Origin of the sequence: Kitasatospora sp. NA04385 (genome assembly GCF_013364235.1) — a bacterium.
Classification (GTDB): Bacteria; Actinomycetota; Actinomycetes; order Streptomycetales; family Streptomycetaceae; genus Kitasatospora.
In genome coordinates, this window is sequence record NZ_CP054919.1 from 7,098,647 (window position 1) to 7,122,388 (window position 23,742).

The 23,742-nt window shown below is 71.8% G+C and carries 19 protein-coding genes; 15 read left to right on the top strand and 4 right to left on the bottom strand.

Annotation, left to right across the window (positions count from 1 at the left end):
• The first annotated feature begins 3 nt into the window (after positions 1–3).
• Positions 4–873 (top strand): carbohydrate ABC transporter permease, encoded by an 870-nt coding sequence (locus HUT16_RS31355; RefSeq protein ID WP_176191395.1) that lies wholly within the window; start codon positions 4–6, stop codon positions 871–873.
• 32 nt (positions 874–905) lie between these two features.
• Positions 906–2,489 (top strand): glycoside hydrolase family 13 protein, encoded by a 1,584-nt coding sequence (locus HUT16_RS31360; protein WP_176191396.1) that lies wholly within the window; start codon positions 906–908, stop codon positions 2,487–2,489.
• Positions 2,490–2,714: 225 nt separating this feature from the next.
• Here HUT16_RS31360 and HUT16_RS31365 read toward each other — a convergent pair whose 3' ends face one another.
• On the bottom strand, positions 2,715–3,827 hold the full coding sequence (locus tag HUT16_RS31365) for a hypothetical protein (protein ID WP_176191397.1): 1,113 nt from the start codon (positions 3,825–3,827) through the stop codon (positions 2,715–2,717).
• 146 nt (positions 3,828–3,973) lie between these two features.
• On the opposite strand from HUT16_RS31365, the gene metH reads away from it, so the two are divergent.
• From metH to HUT16_RS31380, 3 genes are all read left to right on the top strand, one after another.
• A complete protein-coding gene (gene metH / locus HUT16_RS31370) occupies positions 3,974–7,477 on the top strand; it encodes a methionine synthase (RefSeq protein WP_176191398.1) in 3,504 nt (1,167 codons plus the stop codon).
• 167 nt (positions 7,478–7,644) lie between these two features.
• The gene (locus tag HUT16_RS31375; RefSeq protein ID WP_176191399.1) at positions 7,645–8,349 is read left to right on the top strand and encodes an HAD family phosphatase; all 705 of its coding nucleotides are present in this window, start codon (positions 7,645–7,647) and stop codon (positions 8,347–8,349) included.
• A gap of 347 nt (positions 8,350–8,696) precedes the next feature.
• A complete protein-coding gene (locus HUT16_RS31380; protein WP_176191400.1) occupies positions 8,697–10,289 on the top strand; it encodes an ABC transporter substrate-binding protein in 1,593 nt (530 codons plus the stop codon).
• A gap of 72 nt (positions 10,290–10,361) precedes the next feature.
• On the opposite strand, the gene HUT16_RS31385 is transcribed toward HUT16_RS31380, so the two are convergent.
• Positions 10,362–11,033, bottom strand: coding sequence for a response regulator transcription factor (locus HUT16_RS31385; protein ID WP_176191401.1), 672 nt, complete (start codon positions 11,031–11,033; stop codon positions 10,362–10,364).
• Entirely contained in the window at positions 11,034–11,900 is an 867-nt protein-coding gene (locus HUT16_RS31390) for a RecB family exonuclease (RefSeq protein ID WP_176191402.1), read from the bottom strand.
• Between the two features lie 169 nt (positions 11,901–12,069).
• Between HUT16_RS31390 and HUT16_RS31395 the strand changes: the two genes are divergently transcribed.
• The 3 genes from HUT16_RS31395 (at position 12,070) to HUT16_RS31405 (ending at position 15,048) form a co-directional block, all read left to right on the top strand.
• Positions 12,070–13,266: a site-2 protease family protein gene (locus HUT16_RS31395; protein WP_176191403.1), complete on the top strand. Its 1,197-nt coding sequence runs from the start codon at positions 12,070–12,072 to the stop codon at positions 13,264–13,266.
• Between the two features lie 45 nt (positions 13,267–13,311).
• On the top strand, positions 13,312–14,280 hold the full coding sequence (locus tag HUT16_RS31400; RefSeq protein WP_176191404.1) for a tRNA (adenine-N1)-methyltransferase: 969 nt from the start codon (positions 13,312–13,314) through the stop codon (positions 14,278–14,280).
• A 180-nt stretch (positions 14,281–14,460) separates the two neighbouring features.
• A complete protein-coding gene (locus HUT16_RS31405; protein WP_254898074.1) occupies positions 14,461–15,048 on the top strand; it encodes a hypothetical protein in 588 nt (195 codons plus the stop codon).
• A 98-nt stretch (positions 15,049–15,146) separates the two neighbouring features.
• Here the strand turns inward: HUT16_RS31405 and HUT16_RS31410 are convergent, their stop codons facing one another.
• Positions 15,147–15,434 carry a ferredoxin gene (locus tag HUT16_RS31410; RefSeq protein WP_033212814.1) on the bottom strand — a complete coding sequence of 96 codons (288 nt, stop codon included), beginning with the start codon at positions 15,432–15,434 and terminating at the stop codon, positions 15,147–15,149.
• Between the two features lie 232 nt (positions 15,435–15,666).
• Between HUT16_RS31410 and arc the strand changes: the two genes are divergently transcribed.
• The 7 genes from arc to HUT16_RS31445 all read left to right on the top strand — a co-directional run bounded on the left by arc (position 15,667) and on the right by HUT16_RS31445 (position 23,732).
• Positions 15,667–17,433, top strand: coding sequence for a proteasome ATPase (arc, locus tag HUT16_RS31415; protein ID WP_176191405.1), 1,767 nt, complete (start codon positions 15,667–15,669; stop codon positions 17,431–17,433).
• A gap of 127 nt (positions 17,434–17,560) precedes the next feature.
• Positions 17,561–19,072, top strand: a complete 1,512-nt coding sequence (gene dop / locus HUT16_RS31420) for a depupylase/deamidase Dop (protein ID WP_176191406.1) — start codon at positions 17,561–17,563, stop codon at positions 19,070–19,072.
• 97 nt (positions 19,073–19,169) lie between these two features.
• Positions 19,170–19,388 carry a ubiquitin-like protein Pup gene (locus HUT16_RS31425; protein WP_176191407.1) on the top strand — a complete coding sequence of 73 codons (219 nt, stop codon included), beginning with the start codon at positions 19,170–19,172 and terminating at the stop codon, positions 19,386–19,388.
• A 179-nt stretch (positions 19,389–19,567) separates the two neighbouring features.
• Positions 19,568–20,413 (top strand): proteasome subunit beta, encoded by an 846-nt coding sequence (gene prcB, locus HUT16_RS31430; RefSeq protein WP_176191408.1) that lies wholly within the window; start codon positions 19,568–19,570, stop codon positions 20,411–20,413.
• A gap of 32 nt (positions 20,414–20,445) precedes the next feature.
• A complete protein-coding gene (prcA, locus tag HUT16_RS31435) occupies positions 20,446–21,198 on the top strand; it encodes a proteasome subunit alpha (protein WP_176191409.1) in 753 nt (250 codons plus the stop codon).
• Between the two features lie 97 nt (positions 21,199–21,295).
• The gene (pafA, locus tag HUT16_RS31440) at positions 21,296–22,657 is read left to right on the top strand and encodes a Pup--protein ligase (protein ID WP_176191410.1); all 1,362 of its coding nucleotides are present in this window, start codon (positions 21,296–21,298) and stop codon (positions 22,655–22,657) included.
• A 79-nt stretch (positions 22,658–22,736) separates the two neighbouring features.
• Positions 22,737–23,732 (top strand): FKBP-type peptidyl-prolyl cis-trans isomerase, encoded by a 996-nt coding sequence (locus HUT16_RS31445; protein ID WP_176191411.1) that lies wholly within the window; start codon positions 22,737–22,739, stop codon positions 23,730–23,732.
• Positions 23,733–23,742 lie beyond the last annotated feature (10 nt).

Below are 23,742 nucleotides of genomic sequence, written 5' to 3' on the forward strand. Positions count from 1 at the left end.
GCCGTGCGCACCCTGATATCCGACACCCAGCTCAACCGCCGCGGCGGGAAGATCGCCTACTGGATCGTGCTCTGCCTCGTGGTGGGCGGCTTCACCCTGGTCTTCCTCGGCCCGCTCTACTGGCTGGTCACCGGCGGCCTGAAGACCACCCAGGAGGTCATCCAGAGCCCGCCGACGTTCTTCCCGCACTCGGTCCACTTCGACACCTACGGCGAAGCCTGGTCGAAGATGCGGATGGGCCGGCTGCTGTTCAACACGCTCTACTACGCGTTCGGCGCGCTCGCCTTCCAGCTGGTCTTCGACGTCGCCGCCGCCTACGCGCTCTCCAAGCTCCGCCCGGTGCTCGGCAACGTCATCCTCGGCATGATGCTGGCCACCCTGATGATCCCCTCCGCGGTGCTCATCGTCCCGCAGTACCTGACCGTGCTCGACCTGCCGCTGCTGCACGTCAACCTGGTCAACACCCCCTGGGCGATCTGGCTGCCCACCGTCGCCAACGCCTTCAACATCTTCCTGCTGAAGCGGTTCTTCGACTCCATCCCGGACGAACTGCTGGCCGCCGCCTCGGTCGACGGCGCCGGACCGCTGCGCACCCTGTGGTCGATCGTCCTGCCGATGTCCCGGCCGATCCTCGGCGTGGTCTCCATCTTCGCCGTGGTCAACGTCTGGAAGGACTTCCTCTGGCCGCTGCTGGTGCAGACCGACCCGAAGAACCAGACGCTCAACATCGGCATCACCTCGCTGTCCACCGGCGTCCCGCAGAACGTCATCATCGCCGCGCTGGCCATCGCCTCCGCGCCGACCGTGGTGTTCTTCCTGATCTTCCAGCGCAACATCATGGCCGGCCTCACCGCCGGCTCCGTCAAGGGCTGACGCTCCGTCACCTCCCGAAAGGACAACCCGCCGTGGCACATCAGCCCGCGACCCCCGAGTGGTGGCGCGACGCCGCGATCTACCAGGTCTACCCCCGCTCCTTCGCCGACGGCAACGGCGACGGCGTCGGCGACCTGGCCGGAGTACGCGCCCGCCTGCCCTACCTGGCCGAACTCGGCGTCGGCGCGATCTGGTTCAACCCCTGGTACCCGTCCCCGATGGCCGACGGCGGCTACGACGTCGCCGACTACCGCGGCGTCGAGCCGGTCTTCGGCACCCTGGAGGAGGCCGAACTGCTCATCGACGAGGCCCAGCAGCTCGGCCTGCGCACCATCGTCGACATCGTCCCCAACCACGTCTCCGACCGGCACCCCTGGTTCCAGGCCGCCCTGGCCGCCGAGCCCGGCAGCCCCGAGCGCGAGCTGTTCCACTTCCGCGAGGGCCGCGGCGCGGACGGCGAACTCCCGCCCAACGACTGGAAGTCCGAGTTCGGCGGCTGCCCCTGGACCCGCCTCCCCGACGGCCAGTGGTACCTGCACCTGTTCGCCGCCGCCCAGCCCGACCTCAACTGGGACCACCCCGCCGTCCGCGAGGAGCACCTGGAGATCCTGCGCTTCTGGTTCGACCGCGGCGCCGCCGGCGTCCGGATCGACTCCGCGGGCCTGCTCACCAAGGACCCCGAGCTCGCCGACGTCGAACCCGGCCGCCCGCACCCCTACGTCGACCGCGACGACCTGCACGAGATCTACCGCAGCTGGCGGGCCGTCGCCGACTCCTACAACCCGCCGCGCGTCCTGATCGGCGAGATCTGGGTCCCCGACGCCGAACGCTTCGCCCGCTACCTGCGCCCGGACGAGATGCACACCGCGTTCAACTTCGACTTCCTGGCCCGCCCCTGGGACGCCGCCGCGCTGCGCGAGTCCATCGACACCACGCTCGCCGCGCACGCCCCCGTCGGCGCCCCCGCCACCTGGGTGCTCGCCAACCACGACATCACCCGCACCGTCACCCGCTACGGCCGCGAGGACACCCGCTTCCAGTTCGCCACCAAGTCCTTCGGCACCCCCACCGACCTCGACCTCGGCCGCCGCCGGGCCCGCGCCGCCGCCCTGCTCAGCACGGCCCTGCCCGGCGCCCTCTACCTCTACCAGGGCGAGGAGCTCGGCCTGCCCGAGGTCGAGGACCTCCCGCTGGACACCCTCCAGGACCCGATGCACTTCCGCTCCGGCGGCACCGACCCCGGCCGCGACGGCTGCCGCGTCCCGCTGCCCTGGAGCGGCACCCACCCGCCCTACGGCTTCACCCGGGACGGCAAGGACCCCTGGCTGCCGCAGCCCCTCGACTGGGCCCCGCTCACCGTCGAGGCCCAGAGCGGCGACCCGGCCTCCATGCTCACCCTCTACCGCGAGGCCATCCGGCTGCGCCGCGAGCTGCGCGGCGACTTCGCCTGGCTCCCCGCGGCCCCCGAGGGCGTCCTCGCCTTCCGCCGCGGCGACGTCCGCTGCCTGGTCAACCTCTCCGCCTCGCCGCTCCCGCTCGACGGCGAGGTCCTGCTCGCCTCCGGCCCGCTGACCGACGGCCTGCTCCCCACCGACACGGCCGTCTGGCTCCGGTAGGACACGACCGGGCGGCGCACCGACGGGGGGCGGGGAGGCCGGTCGACCCGCCCGCGCACGACGCCCTGCTGCTCACCAGCGGGCCGCTGACCGACGGCCGGTCGCCCCCCGACACGGCCGCCTGGATCCGCCCGCCCTGACCCGGACGGACCCGGCAGCCCCGGGGCCGCACCGCCCTCCCACGGAGAACGGTGCGGCCCCTTCCGCGTCCCGTCGCACGCGCGGCTAGGTGCACCAGCCGTCCCGGTACGCCGCCCAGTGGTCCGGCGTCGCCGCGAAGTCGACGTACAGGGCGAGGCCGAAGTTCCGCCGCCCGCCCGGGCCCAGGCCCAGCCGGGCGCCGCGGACCGCCGCACGGACGGTCTCGGCGTCGCCCCGGTGCGAGGGCGTGTCCGCCCAGTACGCGGGCAGGCCCATCAGCAGGTCGACGTCCGGCGGGGTGTTGGCGAGGGCCAGCGAGGTCTGCCGGGCGACGTAGCCGCCGTACAGCGACTCCACCGGCATCGAGGTGTCGTACGACATCACCGCGACCTGGTCGACCCGCCGCGCCGCCGCCGCGAAGTACCCGGCCGACCAGTACTTGCCGTGGTCGCTCAGCGCGAAGGTGACCCGGCCGAGCCCGGGCACCGGGTCGATCTGCGGGGCGGCGATGGACAGCGGCACCGCCCGGGCGGCGGTCAGCGCGTGCACCTGGTCGAGCAGGGCCAGGAAGCCGGACGAGCCCGAGTGCACCGGCTCCAGGTCGAAGTGGACGCCGTCGAAGCCCAGGTCGAGGACCTGCCGGGCGGAGCCGGCGATCCGGTCCCGGACGTCGGCGCGGTCCAGGTGCAGGCCCTCTTTCTCCGGCGCCACCACGTCACCCAGCCAGGACTGGACCCGCACCCCCGGCATCGCCGCGTGCGCCCGGGCCAGGAAGTCCGCCGCGCCGGGCGCCAGCCCCGGGTCGAGCGAGCCGTCGTGCTCCAGCGGCCCGGTGTGCACGTACAGGTCGTGGATGCCGGTGCTGCGCACCCGCGCGGCCAGCGCCGACAGCTCCTCCGGCGTGCGCCGCCCGTCGACCCAGGCGTGGCCCAGCCAGATCGCGTCCTTGCCGCGGGTGCGGGCGTCCGCGGCCGGCTCCCCGGCGTACTCCCAGCGCAGCGCCGCGGCCGCGCCGAACACCGGCAGGACCACCAGGGCGAGCGCGGTCCCGAGCGCGGTCAGTACGCGCCGGCGCCGGCTCCACCGGGTCCGCTCCCGCCAGCGGCGGCGCGCCCGGGCGGGCAGTGTCCGCCATTCGGACGCACGCAGGGCGCGCCGGACGCGCTTCCACCGGCTCCGTTCCCCCGAAGTGGGCATGATCGTGCTCCCTTCCGGTGGACAAGGACGCCCAGGATGCGAAACGGGTTCCGTCCGGACCCCGGGGGACCGATACCCTGGCGGGGTGCACCCCCGGTCCAGGCGGGGCGCATAGCCGACAGCCGTCGCACTCAGGGAGCAGCCACATGGCCACCGTTGTATCCACGTCCGCCCGGCAGGACCGCGCCGATGCCCTGCGAGAGGCCCTCGCCACCCGAGTCGTGGTCGCCGACGGGGCGATGGGCACGATGCTCCAGGCGCAGGACCCGACGATGGAGGACTTCCAGCAGCTGGAGGGCTGCAACGAGGTCCTGAACATCACCCGCCCCGACATCGTGCGCTCGGTGCACGAGGCGTACTTCTCGGTCGGCGTGGACTGCGTGGAGACCAACACCTTCGGCGCCAACCACTGGGCGCTCAGCGAGTACGACATCCCCGAGCGGATCTTCGAGCTGTCCGAGGCGGGCGCCCGGATCGCCCGCGAGACCGCCGACGCCTTCACCGCGCAGGACGGCCGGGTCCGCTGGGTGCTCGGCTCGATCGGCCCGGGCACCAAGCTGCCGACGCTCGGCCACACCACCTTCGAGGTGGTCCGCGAGGGCTTCCGGCAGAACGCCGCGGGCCTGATCGCCGGCGGCGTCGACGCGCTGCTGATCGAGACCAGCCAGGACCTGCTGCAGACCAAGGCCTCGGTGCTGGGCTGTCAGGCCGCCCTGGCCGAGGCCGGGGTGAGCCTGCCGGTCCTGGCCCAGGTCACCGTGGAGACCACCGGCACCATGCTGCTGGGCTCCGAGATCGGCGCCGCGCTGACCGCGCTGGAGCCGCTCGGCATCGACTTCATCGGCATGAACTGCGCCACCGGCCCGGCCGAGATGAGCGAGCACCTGCGCTACCTGGCGAAGAACGCCAAGGTCGGCCTGTCCTGCATGCCCAACGCCGGCCTGCCGGTGCTCACCAAGGACGGCGCGCACTACCCGCTCAGCCCGGCCGAACTCGCCGACGCCCACGAGGGCTTCGTCCGCGACTACGGCCTGTCCCTGGTCGGCGGCTGCTGCGGCACCACCCCCGAGCACCTGCGCCAGGTGGTCGAGCGGGTCCAGGGCCTGCCGATCACCCCGCGCGACCCGCACCCCGAGGCGGCCGCCGCCTCGCTGTACCAGGCGGTGCCGTTCCGGCAGGACACCTCCTACCTGGCGATCGGCGAGCGCACCAACGCCAACGGCTCGAAGAAGTTCCGCGAGTCGATGATCGCGGGGGACTGGCAGACCTGCGTGGAGATCGCCCGCGAGCAGATCCGCGAGGGCGCCCACCTGCTCGACCTGTGCGTCGACTACGTCGGCCGCGACGGCGTCGCCGACATGCGCGAGATCGCCGGCCGGCTGGCCACCGCTTCCACCCTGCCGATCGTGCTGGACTCCACCGAGCCGCCGGTGCTCAAGGCCGGCCTGGAGATGCTCGGCGGCCGCGCGGTGCTCAACTCGGTCAACTACGAGGACGGCGACGGCCCCGACACCCGGTTCGGGAAGATCGCCGCGCTGGCCCGCGAGCACGGCGCCGGCCTGATCGCGCTCACCATCGACGAGCAGGGCCAGGCCCGCACCGCCGAGACCAAGGTCGCCATCGCCGAGCGGCTGATCGAGCAGCTGGGCCGCGAGTACGGCATCCACGAGAGCTCGATCCTGGTCGACTGCCTGGCCTTCACCCTGGCCACCGGCCAGGAGGAGTCCCGCCGGGACGGCATCGAGACCATCGAGGCGATCCGCGAGCTCAAGCGCCGCCACCCGGAGGTGCAGACCACCCTGGGCCTGTCGAACATCTCCTTCGGCCTCAACCCGGCCGCCCGCCAGGTGGTCAACTCGGTCTTCCTGCACGAGTGCGTGGAGGCCGGCCTGGACTCCGCGATCGTGCACGCCGCCAAGATCCTCCCGATGAACCGCATCCCCGAGGACCGCCGGCAGACCGCCCTCGACCTGGTCTACGACCGGCGCAGCGAGGGCTACGACCCGCTGCAGAAGCTGCTCCAGCTCTTCGAGGGCGTCTCCGCCGCCTCCTCCGCCGCGTCCAAGGCCGAGGAGCTGGCCGCCCTCCCGCTGGAGGAGCGCCTGCAGCGCCGGATCATCGACGGCGAGCGCAACGGCCTGGAGGCCGACCTGGAGGCGGCGCTGGTCGAGCGCCCGGCGCTGGAGATCATCAACGACACGCTGCTGTCCGGCATGAAGGTGGTCGGCGAGCTGTTCGGCTCCGGCGAGATGCAGCTGCCGTTCGTGCTGCAGTCCGCCGAGGTGATGAAGGCCGCCGTCGCGCACCTCGAACCGCACATGGAGAAGTCCGACAGCGAGGGCAAGGGCACCATCGTGCTGGCCACCGTCAAGGGCGACGTGCACGACATCGGCAAGAACCTGGTCGACATCATCCTGTCCAACAACGGCTACAACGTCGTCAACCTGGGCATCAAGCAGCCGGTGTCGGCGATCGTCGAGGCCGCCCAGGAGCACAAGGCCGACGTGATCGGCATGTCCGGCCTGCTGGTGAAGTCCACGGTGATCATGAAGGAGAACCTGGAGGAGCTCAACCAGCGCGCGCTGGCCGCCGACTTCCCGGTCATCCTCGGCGGCGCCGCCCTCACCCGCGCCTACGTCGAGCAGGACCTGCACGAGATCTACGACGGCGAGGTCCGCTACGCCCGCGACGCCTTCGAGGGCCTGCGGCTGATGGACGCGCTGATCGGCATCAAGCGCGGCGTCCCCGGTGCCGCCCTGCCCGAGCTGCGCAAGCGCCGGCACGCCCGGGTCGAGGTGGAGGAGCCGGAGGAGGTCAACCTCGGCCAGATCCGCTCCGACGTGGCCGTCGACAACCGGATCCCGACCCCGCCGTTCTGGGGCGACCGGATCGTCAAGGGCATCCCGTTCCAGGACTACGCCTCCTGGCTGGACGAGGACGCCCTGTTCAAGGGCCAGTGGGGCCTCAAGGGCGGCCGCTCCGGCGGCCCGTCCTACGAGGAGCTGGTGGAGACCGAGGGCCGCCCGCGGCTGCGCGGCTGGCTGGACCGGCTGCAGACCGAGGGCTGGCTGGAGCCCGCCGTGGTCTACGGCTACTTCCCGGCCAACTCCAAGGGCGACGACCTGATCCTCTACCGCGAGGACGGCTCCGAGCTGACCAGGTTCACCTTCCCCCGCCAGCGCCGCGGCCGCCGGCTCTGCCTGGCCGACTTCTTCCGCCCGGAGGACTCCGGCGAGCGCGACGTGGTCGGCCTCCAGGTGGTCACCATGGGCAACCGGATCTCCGAGGCCGCCAACGAGCTGTTCGCGGGCGACTCCTACCGCGACTACCTCGAACTGCACGGCCTGTCCGTCCAGCTCGCCGAGGCGCTGGCCGAGTTCTGGCACGCCCGGGTCCGCTACGAGCTGGGCTTCGGCGACGAGGACCCGCAGGACGTCCGGGACATGTTCGCGCTCAAGTACCGCGGCGCGCGCTTCTCGCTCGGCTACGGCGCCTGCCCCGAGCTGGAGGACCGGGCCAAGATCGCCGAGCTGCTCAAGCCCGAGCGGGTCGGCGTGATCCTCTCCGAGGAGTACCAGCTGCACCCCGAGCAGTCGACCGACGCCATCGTGGTCCACCACCCCGAGGCCAAGTACTTCAACGCGCGCTAGACCTTCCACCGGAGATCATCCGTTCGCCGCACCGCCGCCCGGTGCAATCCGACCGGGCGGGCGTATTCTTGATGATCCTGAACGGGCCGGTCCGCTGACCAGCGGGCCGGCCCGTGCCATCCCCGGACGCGCCCGCGCCCGGCTCCCCACCCGGAAGGACGGCGCGCATGACGACGGTCTCGACCCCGGTCCGCATCGACGGAGACGGCGAGGACGGCGGCCTGCACGCCGTCCTGCTCGACATGGACGGCACCCTGGTCGACACCGAGGACTTCTGGTGGCAGGCCGAGGTCGACCTGTTCGCCGAACTCGGCCACCGGCTCACCGCCGAGGACCGCACCCACGTGGTCGGCGGCCCGATGACCCGGGTCATCGACTACCTGCTGAGCCGCACCGGCGCCCGGCTCAGCCCCGCCGAGCTCACCGTCCTGATCAACCAGCGCTTCGTCGACCTGCTGGACGGCGGCGTCCCGCTGATGCCCGGCGCCGAGCGGCTGCTCAACACCCTGGCCGCGCACGGCGTCCCGGCCGCCCTGGTCTCCGCCTCGCACCGGCACATCATCGACATCGTGCTGCGCAGCCTGGGCGCCCAGCACTTCGCCTTCACCGTGGCCGGCGACGAGGTCGCCCGGACCAAGCCGCACCCCGACCCCTACCTGGTCGCCGCCGCCCGGCTCGGCGCCGACCCGGCCCGCTGCGTGGTCGTCGAGGACACCCCCACCGGCGTCGCCGCCGCCGAGGCGGCCGGCTGCCCGGTCGTCGCCGTCCCCTCGATCGCCGCCATCGAGCCCGCCCCCGGCCGCCTGGTGCTGCCCTCGCTGGAACACGTCGACCTCGGCCTGCTGCGCACCCTGGCCGCCGCCCGGGTGTGAGCTTCGTCTCCCTCGCACCCTTTGCCGGTTTCGTTCCGCGCCCGGTGGTACGCGGAACGTGTCCGTCGCCGCGGGTGAAAACGGGCATTGGCAGACAACTCGTCGACCGCCGGGACAAGATCGTCCGAACCAGGTGCGGCCACCCGCCGAACCCTCGGTGACCGCCCGGAGGCGATGTGGCACGCTAAGGCGCGTTCAGTCCCCGTGCCGTGCCGCCGCCCACCCCGGGAAACCCGGGACGACGGGCGCGCGCGGCCGCAGCAGACCCGCGGCCCCGCCCGACCCCGGCGCCGGGCGGACGGGCACCGGCGACAGCCGGCCGCACGCAGTGAGGAAGACCACCCCGCATGACCACGCCCAACCGCCTGGCCGCGCTCAGCTGCGCCGCTCTCGTCGCCACCACGGCCGCCGGCTGCGCCTCCGTCGAGAAGGCCGCCGGCGGCGGCGGTGACGGCACCATCACCATGGGCACCACCAACGTGACCAGCGTGCTCGACCCGGCCGGTGCGTACGACGCGGGTTCCTGGCTGATCCTCAACAACACCTTCCAGTCGCTGCTGAGCTTCCCGGCCGGCGCGACCGACCCGCAGCCCGACGCCGCCGAGTCCTGCCGCTTCACCGGCGCCGACGCCCTCACCTACAAGTGCACCCTGCGCAGCGGCCTGAAGTTCTCCAACGGGCACCCGCTGACCGCCCAGGACGTCAAGTTCTCGATCGACCGGGTCAAGAAGATCGCCGACCCGTCCGGCCCGAGCCCGCTGCTGTCCACCATCGCCTCGGTGGACGTCTCCGGCGACCGCGACGTCGTCTTCCACCTGGAGAGCCCCGACGCGGTGCTCCCGGCCAAGCTGGCCTCCGCGGCCGGCTCGATCGTCGACCACCAGGTCTTCCCGGCGGACAAGCTGCTCGGCAACACCTCCCTGGTCGGCTCCGGCCCCTACAAGATCGACTCGGTCGAGATGAAGGGCAAGGCCCCGAGCAAGGTCCAGCTCAGCGCCAACTCGAGCTACCAGGGCATCGCGCAGCTGCGCAACAGCAAGTTCACGGTGCAGTACTTCGACAAGCCCGAGGAGCTGAAGACCGCCCTGGACGGCAAGGCGGTCGACCTCACCGACAACAGCCTCGACCCCGCCGAGGCGGCCAGGATCAGGGCCGACGACCTCTCCGGCGCCGGCAAGCTCCGGGTCGCCGAGGGCGCCTCCGGCGACACCCGCTACCTGGTCTTCAACACCAAGGACGAGACCGCCGGCAACCAGGCCGTCCGGCAGGCCGCCGCCCAGCTGATCGACCGCAAGGCGATCTCCCAGGACGTGTACGCGGGCACCGTGCAGCCGCTGTACTCGGTCGTCCCGGCGGGCGTGGCCGGCCACAACACCGCCTTCTTCGACAAGTACGGCGAGCCCGACCCGGCCAAGGCCAAGCGCATCCTGAACAACGCGCACGTCAACACCCCGGTCAAGCTCGCCCTGACCTGGTCCCGGGCCCGGGCCGGCGCCGCCGAGCTGGAGGCCGTCAAGCAGGAGCTGGAGAACGGCGGCCTGTTCCAGGTGACCGTGCAGCAGGAGCCCGACTGGACGGCCTACCAGGCCGGCTGGAAGAACGGCAGCTACCAGGCCTACACCGTCGGCTGGACGCCCGACTACTCCGACGCCGACGACTACATCAGCCCGCTGGTGGTCAACGGCGGCGCCTACCACAACGGTTGGAACAACCCGCAGATCACCGACAAGCTGGTGCCCGACTCGATCAAGCTCACCGACCGCTCCGGCGGCGGCGCCTACGACCAGATCCAGAAGATCCTGGCCGACGCCGTCCCGATGGTCCCGCTGTTCCAGAACAAGTCCTTCTACGTCTACCACCCCGGCATCACCGGCGTGGACAGCACCATGGACAACACCGGCGTGTTCCGGTTCTGGCAGATCGGCCGCACCTCGCAGTGACGCCCGGCCGCACGCCGGACGGCCCGCCACCCCCTGCGGGGTGGCGGGCCGTCCGGCGTTCCGAGGGGGCGCCTACAGCGAGCCCGGGCGGACCAGGCCGCTCTCGTACGCGTACACCGCCGCCTGCACCCGGTCGCGCAGCTGGAGCTTGGTCAGCACGTGGCCGACGTGCGTCTTCACCGTGGTCTCCGAGACGAACAGCTCGGCGGCGATCTCCGCGTTCGACAGGCCGCGCGCCACCAGCCGCAGCACCTCCACCTCGCGCTCGGTCAGCACCGTCAGCGCCTGCGGCGGCGTCTCGTCCCCCGAGGGCAGCTTGGTGGCGTACATGTCCAGCAGCCGGCGGGTCACCGACGGGGCCAGCATCGCCGCGCCGTCCGCCACCACCCGGATCGCCTGCACCAGCTCCTCGGCCGGCACGTCCTTCAGCAGGAAGCCGCTGGCGCCCGCGCGCAGCGCCTCCACCACGTACTCGTCCAGGTCGAAGGTGGTCAGCACCAGCACCTTGGCCGGGCCGTCCCGGTCCGGCCCGGCGATCCGCCGGGTCGCCTCCACGCCGTCCATCCGCGGCATCCGGATGTCCATCAGCACCACGTCCGGCTGCAGGGCGCGGACCTGGTCCAGCGCCTGCTGCCCGTCGCCGGCCTCGCCGACCACCACCAGGTCGGACTCGGCCTCCAGGATCATCCGGAAACCGGTACGCAGCAGCGGCTGGTCGTCCACCAGCAGCACACGGATCGTCACCTACGACTCCTTGCCGGGAATGGTCACAGTGGTCAGTGGCAGCGGGTACGGCGGGGGAGTGCCGCCGAACTCCGGGCAGGACGCCCGGTGGTCGCACCAGTCGCACAGCCGGTTGCGCGTCGCCGGGAAGTCACCGGTGGCCACCGCCGCCGAGATCGCCTCCCACAGCGCCTCCAGCTTCCGCTCCACCGCCAGCAGGTCGGCCTCGTCCGGGTCGTACGTCACCACGTCCCCGCCGCCGCCCAGGTACACCAGCTGCAGGCGCTTGGGGACCACGCCCTTCCAGCGCCACACCACCAGTGCGTAGAACTTCATCTGGAACATCGCCCGGCCCTCGAAGTCCCGCGAGGGAGCCCGGCCGGTCTTGTAGTCCACCAGCCGCACCTCGCCGGACGGCGCGACGTCCACCCGGTCGATGTACCCGCGCAGCAGCAGGCCCGAGGGCAGCGCGGTCTCCACGTACAGCTCCCGCTCCACCGGGTGCAGCCGGGCCGGGTCCTCCAGCCGGAACCACTTCTCCACCAGCTTCTCGGCGTCCGCCAGCCAGCCGGCCAACTTCTCCGGCTCGCCCGGGAACAGTTCGGCCAGCTCCGGCCGTTCCCCCAGCAACCGCTCCCACTGCGGGCCCAGCAGCCCGAGCGCCCGCTGCGGCGTGCGCTCGGCCGGCGGGTGGTCGAACAGCCGCTCCAGCACCGCGTGCACCAGCGTCCCGCGGGTGGCGGCCGCGGACGGCGGCTCCGGCAGCCGGTCGATCACCCGCAGCCGGTACAGCAGCGGGCAGGTCATGAAGTCACCCGCCCGGGACGGCGACAGCCCGGTCGGCCGGGCGGCCGGCCGCGGAGCGGGCGGAGGGTCGGTCTGCTGCATGCCACGACCCTATTGCACCGGACCGACAGCACGGGCGAACGGGTCGAAGAGCTGGGTATAGGACAAGGGGAGGGCGGGGTGCGCCGCCGTTCCCCGGGCGAGATCACGTAGCGTACGAGGCACCAGCGGCAGCAGGGCCGACAACGGACGGCGGAACGGAAGGAGCACGGTGGACGACACCGAGGGGCGGGCACCGGAGAAGCCGAAGCCCGACGACCAGCCGCGCGGCGGCATCCTGATGGGCCGTCCGTTCGGCGTGCCCGTCTACGTCACCCCGTCCTGGTTCCTGGTCGCCGCGCTGATCACCTGGATCTTCGGCAGTCGGCTCGCCGAGGTCCTGCCCGACCTCGGCGCCGCCCGCTACCTGCTGGCCTTCTCCTTCGCCGTCGCCTTCTACGGCTCGGTGCTGGTCCACGAGCTCGCCCACACCGTGGTCGGACTGCGCTACAAGCTCGGCGTGCGCCGCATCCAGCTCCAGTTCCTCGGCGGCGTCTCCGAGATCGAGAAGGAGGCCGACCGCCCCTGGCGCGAGTTCTGGCTCGCCTTCGTCGGCCCGCTGCTCTCGCTGCTGCTCGGCGGCGCCTTCTGGCTCGGCCTGCGCGCCGTCGAACCCGCCACCGTCCCCGGCGTGCTGCTCGCCGGCCTGATGGTCTCCAACCTGGTCGTCGCCGCCTTCAACCTGCTCCCCGGCCTCCCGCTGGACGGCGGGCGGATGCTGCGCGCCGTCGTCTGGGCCGTCACCGGCAACCCGATGAAGGGCACCCGGGCCGCGGTCTGGGTCGGCCGCGCCCTGGCGATCGCCGTCGTCCTCGGCCTGCCGGTCCTCAGCTCCTCCCAGGACGTCGAGCGCTCCGCCACCGAGGCCATGGTCGACGGCGTGCTCGCCGCCATCCTCGGCTTCATCATCTGGCAGGGCGCGGGCAACTCGCTGCGCAACGCCCGCCTCAAGGAGGTGCTGCCCCGGCTCAAGGTCCGCGAGCTGGCCCGCCGCAGCATCGACGTCCCCGCCGACACCCCGCTCGGCGAGGCCATGCGCCGGGCCCGCGAGGTCCACGCCGGGGCGATCGTGGTGGTCGACGGCCGCGGCGAACCCGTCGCCGTGGTCAAGGAGTCCGCGGTCAGCGCCGTCCCCGAGCACCGCCGCCCCTGGATCGCCGTCACCGCCGTCTCCCGGGACGTCGAACCCGGCCTCACCGTCCCCGTCGACCTGGCCGGCGAACAGATCCTCGACGTGCTGCGCCGCGCCCCCGCCACCGAGTACCTGGTGGTCCGCCCGGACGGCTCGGTCTACGGCGTGCTCTCCCTCACCGACCTCGAACGCCGCCTCACCGCCGCCCTCCAGGGCCGGGCCGCGGGCGCGGGCTGATCATGTGGTCGGGGACAGCCCTCCGGCTCCCGTAGGATGGCCCCCATGTCCGAACCGACCGGTGCCGCCCGCCGACGCGGGCCCTTCAAGGTCGGGGACCAGGTCCAGCTGACCGACCCCAAGGGCCGCCACTACACGTTCACGCTCCAGGCCGGGAACCAGTTCCACACCCACAAGGGTATGTTCCCGCACGACGAGCTGATCGGCGCTCCCGAGGGCACGGTCGTCCGCACGACGGGCAACGTCCCGTACCTCGCGCTGCGCCCCCTGCTCCCCGACTACGTCCTGTCCATGCCGCGCGGCGCGGCCGTGATCTACCCCAAGGACGCGGGGCAGATCCTGGCCATGGCCGACATCTTCGCCGGCGCCCGGGTGGTCGAGGCGGGCGTCGGGTCCGGCGCCCTCTCCACCTACCTGCTGCGCGCCGTCGGCGACACCGGCACGCTCGCCTCCTACGAGCGCCGGCAGGACTTCGCCGACATCGCGAAGGGCAACGTCGAGCGCTACTTCGGCGGCCCGCACCCGGCCTGGAAGCTCACCGTCGGCGACCTCCAGGACAACCTGGTCGAGACCGACGTCGACCGGGTCATCCTGGACATGCTCGCCCCTTGGGAGTGCCTGGACGTCGCCGCCAAGGCGCTCGTCCCCGGCGGCCTGATCTGCTGCTACGTGGCCACCACCACCCAGATGTCGCGCACCGTCGAGGCGCTGCGCGAGCACGGCTGCTTCACCGAGCCGCAGGCCTGGGAGACCATGGTCCGCACCTGGCACCTGGAGGGCCTGGCCGTCCGCCCGGACCACCGGATGATCGGCCACACCGGCTTCCTGCTCACCGCCCGCCGCCTCGCCGACGGCGTCGAGCCCCCGCTGCGCCGCCGCCGCCCGGCCAAGGGCTCCTACGGCGAGGACTACGAGACCGGTCCGGAGACCGAGCTCACCCTCGCCGAGCGCGCCGCCGTCCGCAAGGCGCAGCGCGAGGCCGCCTCGCACGACGCGCGGGAGCTGCCGCAGTAGCGGCGGCGGAGAACCGCCCGCAGCCGGGGTGCGGGAGGACGGCGCACCGTCCTCCCGCACCCCGGCTGTCCGCGTTCCGCCGCCCCGGGCCGGCCCCCGCGCCCCTGGGTGCACGCGGGGCGCGGGGGTGTGGAAGGATGCGCGGACCGGAGAGGGCGGACCGTGAAGGGGAGTCTCGTGGTGACGGAGCGTCGGATACCCGGGCACGCGCGGTCGGGGCTGAAGCACTGGGTGCTGGTCGTGGCGGGCTGCGCGGCCGTGGTGGGCGGGGCGCTGGGCGCCACCTCGGCGACCGGGGCGGTGACGCCCGGTCGGACGGCCGCCGACCCGACGGCCGAGCCGGTGCCCGCGTCCGCGCCGCTGCCCGCGTCCGCGCCGCTGCCCGAGGTCGACCCGGCCAAGGCCCACCTGCCGCTGGACTGCGGGCCGTTCCCGGTCGCGGTCACCCTGAAGGCCGCCGCCGTGCTGGACGGCAGGCCGGTGACCGTCGCCGCCGCGCACTGCCGGGCCGACATGGGCACTCCGCCGGACGGGGTGTTCCTGGTCGCCGCCGAGGGCGCCCCCGTCGTGCTGCTGCCCGACACCGAGGGCCTGACCGTCACCGAACTGGCGATCCGCAGCGACGGCTCGATCCGCGGCCGGGCGAGCGGCTACTCCTCCCCGGACGTGCCGCGCTACGCGCCCGACCTCCAGGTCGAACTGGGCTGGACCCGGACGGGCGGCGACTGGGCGAGGACCGAGACCCGCACGCCGGTGCGCACCGCCTGAGCGGCCGCCGGCCCGTCCGCCCGTCCGTCCGCCAGCCCGCCCGCCGGTTCGTCCGCCCGCCGGTCCGACGGGGCGTCAGGCGGGCGGCCGACGGGGCGTCAGTCCGCGTCCGGCCCGTAGACCTCGACGCCGTCCGCCGCGCGGCGGACGTGGATGCAGTCGCCCGGGCAGTCCTTGGCGGAGTCCACCACGTCCTGAAGGAGCGTCAGCGGGACGGGCACGCTCTCGCCCGGCTGCTGGCGCAGCTCGTCGTCCGCGCCCTTGACGTAGGCCAGGCCGTCGATGTCGAGTTCGAAGACCTCGGGTGCGTACTGCGCGCAGATGCCGTCCCCGGTGCACAGATCCTGGTCGATCCAGACTTCGAGTGCCTCGCCCGTCCCCGCCATTGCCCCTGCCGTTTCTGCTCTGGTCGCCCCGTATTCGGGGACATTCCTGTCACGATACATCCGCGCTGCTTTGAACCGTTGAGCGGTGGGCATCTCCTCTACCAAGAGGGGAAGCACGCAGGGCGAACAACCGGACACGCCCGACCCGCCTTTCTGATCACTAAGGGGTTTACATCGCCCTGGTCCCAGGTAGGTTTGGGTCGTCCAGCTCCCCCAGGAGGAGGTGAGGACCGTGGCAGCCCACGATGACGAGTACGACCGCAGCGCCGGCAGGCCCGCACGGGGGTCCGACGAGGCCGCGCAGGTCTCCTACCTCGAGCAGGAGATCGCTGTCCTTCGACGCAGGCTCGCGGATTCCCCGCGAGGATCGAGGATCCTCGAGGAGCGGATCGTCGAGCTGCAGACCAACCTGGCCGGTGTGACCGCCCAGAACGAGAGGCTCGTCGCGACCCTGCGCGAGGCCCGCGACCAGATCGTGGCCCTCAAGGAGGAGGTCGACCGGCTCGCCCAGCCGCCGGCCGGATTCGGCACCTTCCTCGAGAAGAACGAGGACGGCACCGCCGACATCTTCACCGGGGGCCGCAAGCTCCGGGTCAACGTCAGCCCCAGCGTCGAGCTGGACGAGCTGCGCCGCGGCCAGGAGGTGATGCTCAACGAGGCGCTCAACGTCGTCGAGGCGATGGCGTTCGAGCGGATCGGCGAGATCGTCACCCTCAAGGAGGTGCTGGAGGGCGGCGACCGCGCGCTGGTCACCGGCCACACCGACGAGGAGCGCGTGGTGCGGCTCGCCGAGCCGCTGCACGGGGTGACGCTCCGCCCGGGTGACGCCCTGCTGCTGGAGCCCCGCTCCGGCTACGTGTACGAGGTGGTGCCGAAGTCCGAGGTCGAGGAGCTGGTCCTCGAGGAGGTCCCGGACATCGACTACCGGCAGATCGGCGGCCTCGCCGGCCAGATCGAGCAGATCAGGGACGCGGTGGAGCTGCCCTACCTGCACGCCGACCTGTTCAAGGAGTACGAGCTCCGGCCGCCCAAGGGCGTCCTGCTCTACGGCCCGCCCGGCTGCGGCAAGACGCTGATCGCCAAGGCGGTGGCCAACTCGCTGGCCAAGAAGGTCGCCGAGGTGACCGGCCGCCCGCAGGGCAAGAGCTACTTCCTCAACATCAAGGGCCCCGAGCTGCTCAACAAGTACGTGGGCGAGACCGAGCGGCAGATCCGCCTGGTCTTCCAGCGGGCCCGGGAGAAGGCGAGCGAGGGCACGCCCGTCATCGTCTTCTTCGACGAGATGGAGTCGCTGTTCCGCACCCGCGGCTCCGGCGTCAGCTCGGACGTGGAGAACACCATCGTCCCGCAGCTGCTGGCGGAGATCGACGGCGTGGAGGGCCTGGAGAACGTCATCGTCATCGGCGCCTCCAACCGCGAGGACATGATCGACCCGGCGATCCTGCGGCCCGGCCGCCTGGACGTCAAGATCAAGATCGAGCGGCCGGACGCCGAGGCGGCCAAGGACATCTTCTCCAAGTACCTGCGCGACAGCCTCCCGTTCCACCCGGACGACCTCAAGGAGCACGACGGCTCGGTGTCGGTCACCGTCGCCGCCATGATCCAGTCGGTGGTCGAGCGGATGTACTCGGAGACCGAGGAGAACCGCTTCCTGGAGGTCACCTACGCCAACGGTGACAAGGAGGTCCTGTTCTTCAAGGACTTCAACTCCGGCGCCATGATCCAGAACATCGTGGACCGGGCCAAGAAGATGGCCATCAAGGACTACCTCGACCACGGCCAGCGCGGTCTGCGCGTCTCCCACCTGCTCGCCGCCTGCGTGGACGAGTTCAAGGAGAACGAGGACCTGCCCAACACCACCAACCCGGACGACTGGGCCCGCATCTCCGGCAAGAAGGGCGAGCGGATCGTCTTCATCCGCACCCTCGTCACCGGCAAGCAGGGCGCCGAGTCCGGCCGCTCCATCGACACCGTCGCCAACACGGGACAGTACCTGTAGCACGCGTACGAACCCCCGTCCGGCTGCGGCGCTCGGCAGGGCACCGCAGCCGGACGGCGCGTCTGCACCGGCAGCACCGAGCAGTACCCAGCAGTACCCAGCAGTACCCACAGGTCAGGAGGGCCGCATGACCGTACGGCGCGTGATGGGCATCGAGACCGAGTACGGCATCTCCGTGCCCGGCCACCCCAACGCCAACGCCATGCTCACCTCGTCCCAGATCGTCAACGCGTACGCCGCGGCGATGCACCGGGCGCGCCGCGCCCGCTGGGACTTCGAGGAGGAGAACCCGCTCCGCGACGCCCGGGGCTTCGACCTGGCCCGGGACGTGGCGGACTCCAGCCAGCTCACCGACGAGGACATCGGCCTGGCCAACGTCATCCTCACCAACGGCGCCCGGTTCTACGTCGACCACGCCCACCCCGAGTACTCCTCACCCGAGGTCACCAACCCGCGCGACGCGGTGCTCTGGGACAAGGCCGGCGAGCGGATCATGGCGGCGGCCGCCGAGCGCGCCCTGGAACTGCCCAACGGGCAGCGGATCCTGCTCTACAAGAACAACACGGACAACAAGGGCGCCTCCTACGGCACCCACGAGAACTACCTGATGCAGCGGTCCACGCCGTTCGCCGACATCGTCCGCCACCTCACGCCGTTCTTCGTCTCCCGCCAGGTGGTGTGCGGGGCCGGCCGGGTGGGCATCGGGCAGGAGGGCGGCGGCCACGGCTTCCAGATCAGCCAGCGCGCCGACTACTTCGAGGTCGAGGTCGGGCTGGAGACCACGCTCAAGCGCCCCATCATCAACACCCGGGACGAGCCGCACGCCGACGCCGAGAAGTACCGCCGGCTGCACGTCATCATCGGCGACGCCAACCTGTCGGAGATCTCCACCTACCTCAAGCTCGGCACCACCGCACTGGTGCTGTCGATGATCGAGGACGGCTTCATCGCCGTCGACCTCGCCGTCGACCAGCCCGTGCGCACCCTGCACCGGGTCTCCCACGACCCCGACCTCAAGCAGCTGGTCCAGCTGCGCAGCGGCCGCCGGCTCACCGCCGTCCAGCTCCAGATGGAGTACTACGAGCTGGCCCGCAAGTACGTCGAGGACCGCTACGGGCAGGACGCCGACGACCAGACCACCGACGTGCTGGCCCGCTGGGAGGACGTGCTGGTCCGGCTGGAGCGGGACCCGATGAGCCTGTCCCGGCAGCTCGACTGGATCGCCAAGAAGGAGATCCTGGAGGGCTACCGGCAGCGCGACGGCCTGGAGTGGGACAGCCCCCGGCTCCAGCTGGTCGACCTCCAGTACAGCGACGTGCGGGCCGACAAGGGCCTGTACAACCGGCTGGAGGCGCGCGGCCGGTTCGACCGGCTCTTCACCGAGGACGAGGTGCGCCGCGCCGTCACCCAGCCCCCCGACGACACCAGGGCGTACTTCCGCGGCCGCTGCCTGGAGCAGTACGCCGACCACGTGGCCGCGGCCTCCTGGGACTCCGTCATCTTCGACCTGCCCGGCCACGACAGCCTCCAGCGCGTCCCGACCATGGAGCCGCTGCGCGGCACCCGGGCGCACGTCAAGGAGCTGCTCGACCGGTGCCGCACCGCCGAGGACCTGGTGCGCGTCCTCTCCGGCGGGTAACTTTTCGATCACCTGGGGTGAACATTTCCCCGACGGGGAATCATTCCGGTGAGCAGCCAGCGTTGAACGAGAACACCGAACGAGCGGGGTGAGGGAAATGGCGGAGAAGGACACCGGCGGCGGTCAGCAGCGGGCAAACCGCTCCTCCGAGGAGGTCGAGGAGCAGGCCGCGGAAACTCAGGCCTCGGACGACCTCAAGGAGCGCCAGGAAAAGCTCAACGACGACGTCGACTCGGTGCTCGACGAAATCGACGAGGTACTGGAATCCAACGCGGAGGATTTCGTGCGCGGATTCGTCCAGAAGGGCGGCGAGTGAGCGGGGGTAACCCCCTCCTCCACCGAAAACAGCACCACGAGCGCCGCAGGTGTGCCCTGAGCGCGCCTGCGGCCTCGTGTTCCCGCAAGCTCCTCCGCGCAGCGCGTGGAACCGGGCCCCGAAGCGGGTAGGGTCCGGGGCACCAAGCAACTTTCGATCTTCGATCCGGAAGGACACGTGTGGAAGCCAACCTCAGTGGCACCGGGCGTCTGCCGGCCGCCTTCCTCACCCCCGGCTCCTCCTCGTTCCTCGACTTCCTCGACAGCCACGCGCCCCAACTGCTCCCCGGCCGGCGCGCCCTGCCCGAGGGGATGACGGTCGAGGCGCCGCACGGCACCACCATCGTCGCCGCGGTCTTCGACGGCGGCGTGGTGCTGGCCGGCGACCGCCGCGCCACCATGGGCAACGTCATCGCCCAGCGGGACATCGAGAAGGTCTTCCCGGCGGACGAGTACAGCGCCGTCGGCATCGCCGGCACGGCCGGCCTCGCGGTCGAGATGGTCCGGCTGTTCCAGCTGGAGCTGGAGCACTACGAGAAGATCGAGGGCACCGTGCTCTCGCTGGAGGGCAAGGCCAACCGGCTCACCACGATGATCCGCTCGAACCTGGCGATGGCCATGCAGGGCCTCGCGGTCGTCCCGGTCTTCGCCGGCTACGACCTCGACCTCGGCCGCGGCCGGATCTTCACCTACGACGTCACCGGCGGCCGCTCCGAGGAGCGGGCCGGCTTCGCCGCCACCGGCTCCGGCTCGGTGTTCGCCCGGGGATCGATGAAGAAGCTCTACCGGGAGGGGCTCGACGGCGACCAGGCCGCCACCCTCGCCGTCCAGGCGCTGTACGACGCCGCCGACGACGACTCGGCCACCGGCGGGCCCGACCTGGCCCGCAAGATCTTCCCGATCGTCACGCTGATCACCGAGGACGGCTTCCGCCGGCTCACCGAGGACGAGGTCTCCGCGATCGCGGTCTCCATCACCGACCAGCGCCGCGAGCACCCGAACGGCCCGCAGGCACCGCTCCTCTGAGTCCGCCCCAACCACCCGAAGGGAGACCGGCGGTGTCCACGCCGTTCTACGTCTCGCCCCAGCAGGCCATGGCGGACCGCGCGGAGTACGCCCGCAAGGGCATCGCCCGCGGCCGCAGCGTGGTCGTGCTCACCTACGCCGACGGCATCGTGTTCGTCGCGGAGAACACCTCCCGGGCCCTGCACAAGGTCTCCGAGATCTACGACAAGATCGCCTTCGCCGCGGTCGGCCGCTACAACGAGTTCGAGAACCTGCGCATCGGCGGCGTCCGCTACGCCGACCTGCGCGGCTACTCCTACGACCGGGCCGACGTCACCGCCCGCGGCCTGGCCAACGTCTACGCGCAGACCCTCGGCACCATCTTCTCCTCGGTCGGGGAGAAGCCCTACGAGGTCGAGCTGATCGTCGCCGAGGTCGGCCGCACCGACGCCGACGACCAGATCTACCGGCTCACCCCCGACGGCTCGGTGGTCGACGAGAAGAACGCCGTGGTGGTCGGCGGCAACGCCGACTCCATCGGCAACTACCTCGGCCAGCGCCACCGCGCCGGGCTGAGCCTCGCGGAGGCGCTCAAGCTGGCGGTCGACGGCCTGGCCCGCGACCCCAACGGCGGCACCCCCCGCGCGATGACGCCCGAGCAGCTGGAGGTCGCGGTGCTGGACCGCAAGCGCCCCCAGCAGCGCAAGTTCAAGCGCGTCCTGGGCGGCCAGCTGGCCCGGCTGCTCAGCGGCGACGAGTCGGCGGCCGCCGAGGACGGCGACGACCAGGGCGCCGACACCGAATGACCGCCCGGGCGGCCCGCCCCAGCCGGGCGGGCCGCCCGCCCGGTCCACCACCGCCACCGAGGGGTTCCACCGAGCTTCGAACAGAGAAGAGTCGCACATGGACCGCCGAATTTTCGGGCTGGAGAACGAGTACGGAGTCACCTGCACCTTCCGGGGCCAGCGCCGGCTGTCGCCGGACGAGGTCGCCCGCTACCTCTTCCGCCGGGTCGTCTCCTGGGGCCGCAGCAGCAACGTCTTCCTGAAGAACGGCGCCCGCCTCTACCTCGACGTCGGCTCCCACCCCGAGTACGCGACCCCCGAGTGCGACGACGTCACCGAGCTGGTCACCCACGACAAGTCCGGCGAGCGGATCCTCGAGGGCCTGCTGGTGGACGCCGAGCGGCGGCTGCACGAGGAGGGCATCGCCGGCGACGTCTACCTGTTCAAGAACAACACCGACTCGGCCGGCAACTCCTACGGCTGCCACGAGAACTACCTGGTGGCCCGGCACGGCGAGTTCTCCCGGCTGGCGGACGTGCTGATCCCGTTCCTGGTGACGCGGCAGCTGATCTGCGGCGCCGGCAAGGTGCTGCAGACCCCGCGCGGCGCGGTCTACTGCGTCAGCCAGCGCGCCGAGCACATCTGGGAGGGCGTCAGCTCCGCCACCACCCGCTCCCGCCCGATCATCAACACCCGGGACGAGCCGCACGCCGACGCCGAGCGCTACCGGCGGCTGCACGTCATCGTGGGCGACTCCAACATGTCGGAGACCACCACGCTGCTCAAGGTCGGCGCCACCGACCTGGTGCTGCGGCTGATCGAGGCCGGCGTGGTGATGCGCGACCTGACGCTGGAGAACCCGATCCGGGCGATCCGCGAGGTCAGCCACGACCTGACCGGCACCCACCAGGTCCGGCTGGCCAACGGCCGGGAGGCCTCCGCCCTGGAGATCCAGGAGGAGTACTACACCAAGGCGCTGGAGTTCGCCGACCGCAAGGGCCTCAACGAGGGCACCGTGGCCCGGGTGCTGGACCTGTGGGGCCGCACCCTGGAGGCGGTGCGCACCGAGGACCTGGCCAAGGTCGGCACCGAGATCGACTGGATCATGAAGTACCAGCTGATCGAGAAGTACCGGGCCAAGCACCAGATGACCATGTCCAACCCGCGGGTGGCCCAGATCGACCTCGCCTACCACGACATCCACCGCCGCCGCGGCCTGTTCTACCTGCTGCAGAAGAACGGCCAGGCCAAGCGGGTCACCACCGACCTGCTGACCTTCCAGGGCAAGTCGGTGCCCCCGCAGACCACCCGGGCCCGGCTGCGCGGCGACTTCATCCGCCGCGCCCAGGAGCAGCGCCGCGACTTCACCGTCGACTGGGTGCACCTCAAGCTGAACGACCAGGCGCAGCGCACCGTGCTGTGCAAGGACCCGTTCCGCTCGGTCGACGAGCGGGTGGAGAAGCTGATCGCCGGCATGTGAGCCGCCGGCTCCGGACGGTCCGCGGGGGCGCGCCGAGCGCCTCCGCCGGACCGGACGAATCGGGTCATAGGCTGACGCCATGCGTCGAACCGCCTGCCTGCTCACCGTTCCCCTGACCGTCGCGCTGCTCGCCGGATGCAGCAGTTCGGGCGGCTCGGGGAAGTCCGCCGCGACGACGCCCCCGGCCTCCTCGGCCTCCGCGGCCGAAGTGCCGAGCCCGGTGGCCTCCGCCTCGCCGATGCCGACCGTCAGCGGCGAGTTCGGCTCGAAGGCGACGATCACGCTGCCCTCCGAGCAGCCCGGCGGCCAGTTCGTGGTCAGCACGGTGAGCGAGGGCACCGGCCCCGAGGTCAAGAAGGACGACTGGGTGACCGTCAACTACACGGTCAAGGACTGGACCACCGGCAAGGACCTGTCCAGCTCCTACGACTCCGGCGCCAAGCCGCAGCTGTACCAGGCGGGCAGCGGGCAGCTGGTGCCCGCCTTCGACCAGAGCGTGATCGGCCGGAAGACCGGCTCCCGGGTGCTGGTGGTGGCCCCGCCGGCGGCCGGCTTCGGCAGCCAGGGGTCGACCGCGCTGGGCGTCGGCAAGGACGACACCGTGGTGTTCGTGCTGGACGTGATGGGCTCGGTCGCGCCGGACACCACCATCCCCGGGGACCTCGCCCAGCCGCCCGCCAGCGCCCCGCAGGTGAAGGACAACGGCAAGGCCGCGCCGACCATCACCGTCCCCTCCGGCGAGCAGCCGCCCACCGACCTCCAGCAGTACGTGCTGGTCAAGGGCACCGGCCCGGAGGTGCAGAGCGGGCAGACGCTGCTGGTCCAGTACACCGGGGTGACCTGGGCGGACGGCAAGCAGTTCGACTCCTCGTGGAACCACGGCGGCGCGCAGGCCCTCCAGGTCGGCACCGGCAGCCTGATCAAGGGCTGGGACCAGGGGCTGGTCGGCAAGAACGTGGGCAGCCGGGTGCTGCTGGTGGTGCCGCCCTCGCTGGGCTACGGCGACCAGGCCAGCGGGTCGATCCCGGCGAACTCCACCCTGGTGTTCGTGATCGACATCCTGGAAGCCGTCTGAGAACCGCCTG

Coding starts and splice junctions, on each gene's coding strand:
- HUT16_RS31365 (WP_176191397.1), bottom strand. CDS start 3,827: ATGCCCACTTCGGGGGAACGGAGCCGGTGGAAGCGCGTCCGGCGCGCC.
- metH (WP_176191398.1), top strand. CDS start 3,974: ATGGCCACCGTTGTATCCACGTCCGCCCGGCAGGACCGCGCCGATGCC.
- HUT16_RS31375 (WP_176191399.1), top strand. CDS start 7,645: ATGACGACGGTCTCGACCCCGGTCCGCATCGACGGAGACGGCGAGGAC.
- HUT16_RS31380 (WP_176191400.1), top strand. CDS start 8,697: ATGACCACGCCCAACCGCCTGGCCGCGCTCAGCTGCGCCGCTCTCGTC.
- HUT16_RS31390 (WP_176191402.1), bottom strand. CDS start 11,900: ATGCAGCAGACCGACCCTCCGCCCGCTCCGCGGCCGGCCGCCCGGCCG.
- HUT16_RS31400 (WP_176191404.1), top strand. CDS start 13,312: ATGTCCGAACCGACCGGTGCCGCCCGCCGACGCGGGCCCTTCAAGGTC.
- HUT16_RS31410 (WP_033212814.1), bottom strand. CDS start 15,434: ATGGCGGGGACGGGCGAGGCACTCGAAGTCTGGATCGACCAGGATCTG.
- dop (WP_176191406.1), top strand. CDS start 17,561: ATGACCGTACGGCGCGTGATGGGCATCGAGACCGAGTACGGCATCTCC.
- HUT16_RS31425 (WP_176191407.1), top strand. CDS start 19,170: ATGGCGGAGAAGGACACCGGCGGCGGTCAGCAGCGGGCAAACCGCTCC.
- pafA (WP_176191410.1), top strand. CDS start 21,296: ATGGACCGCCGAATTTTCGGGCTGGAGAACGAGTACGGAGTCACCTGC.
- HUT16_RS31445 (WP_176191411.1), top strand. CDS start 22,737: ATGCGTCGAACCGCCTGCCTGCTCACCGTTCCCCTGACCGTCGCGCTG.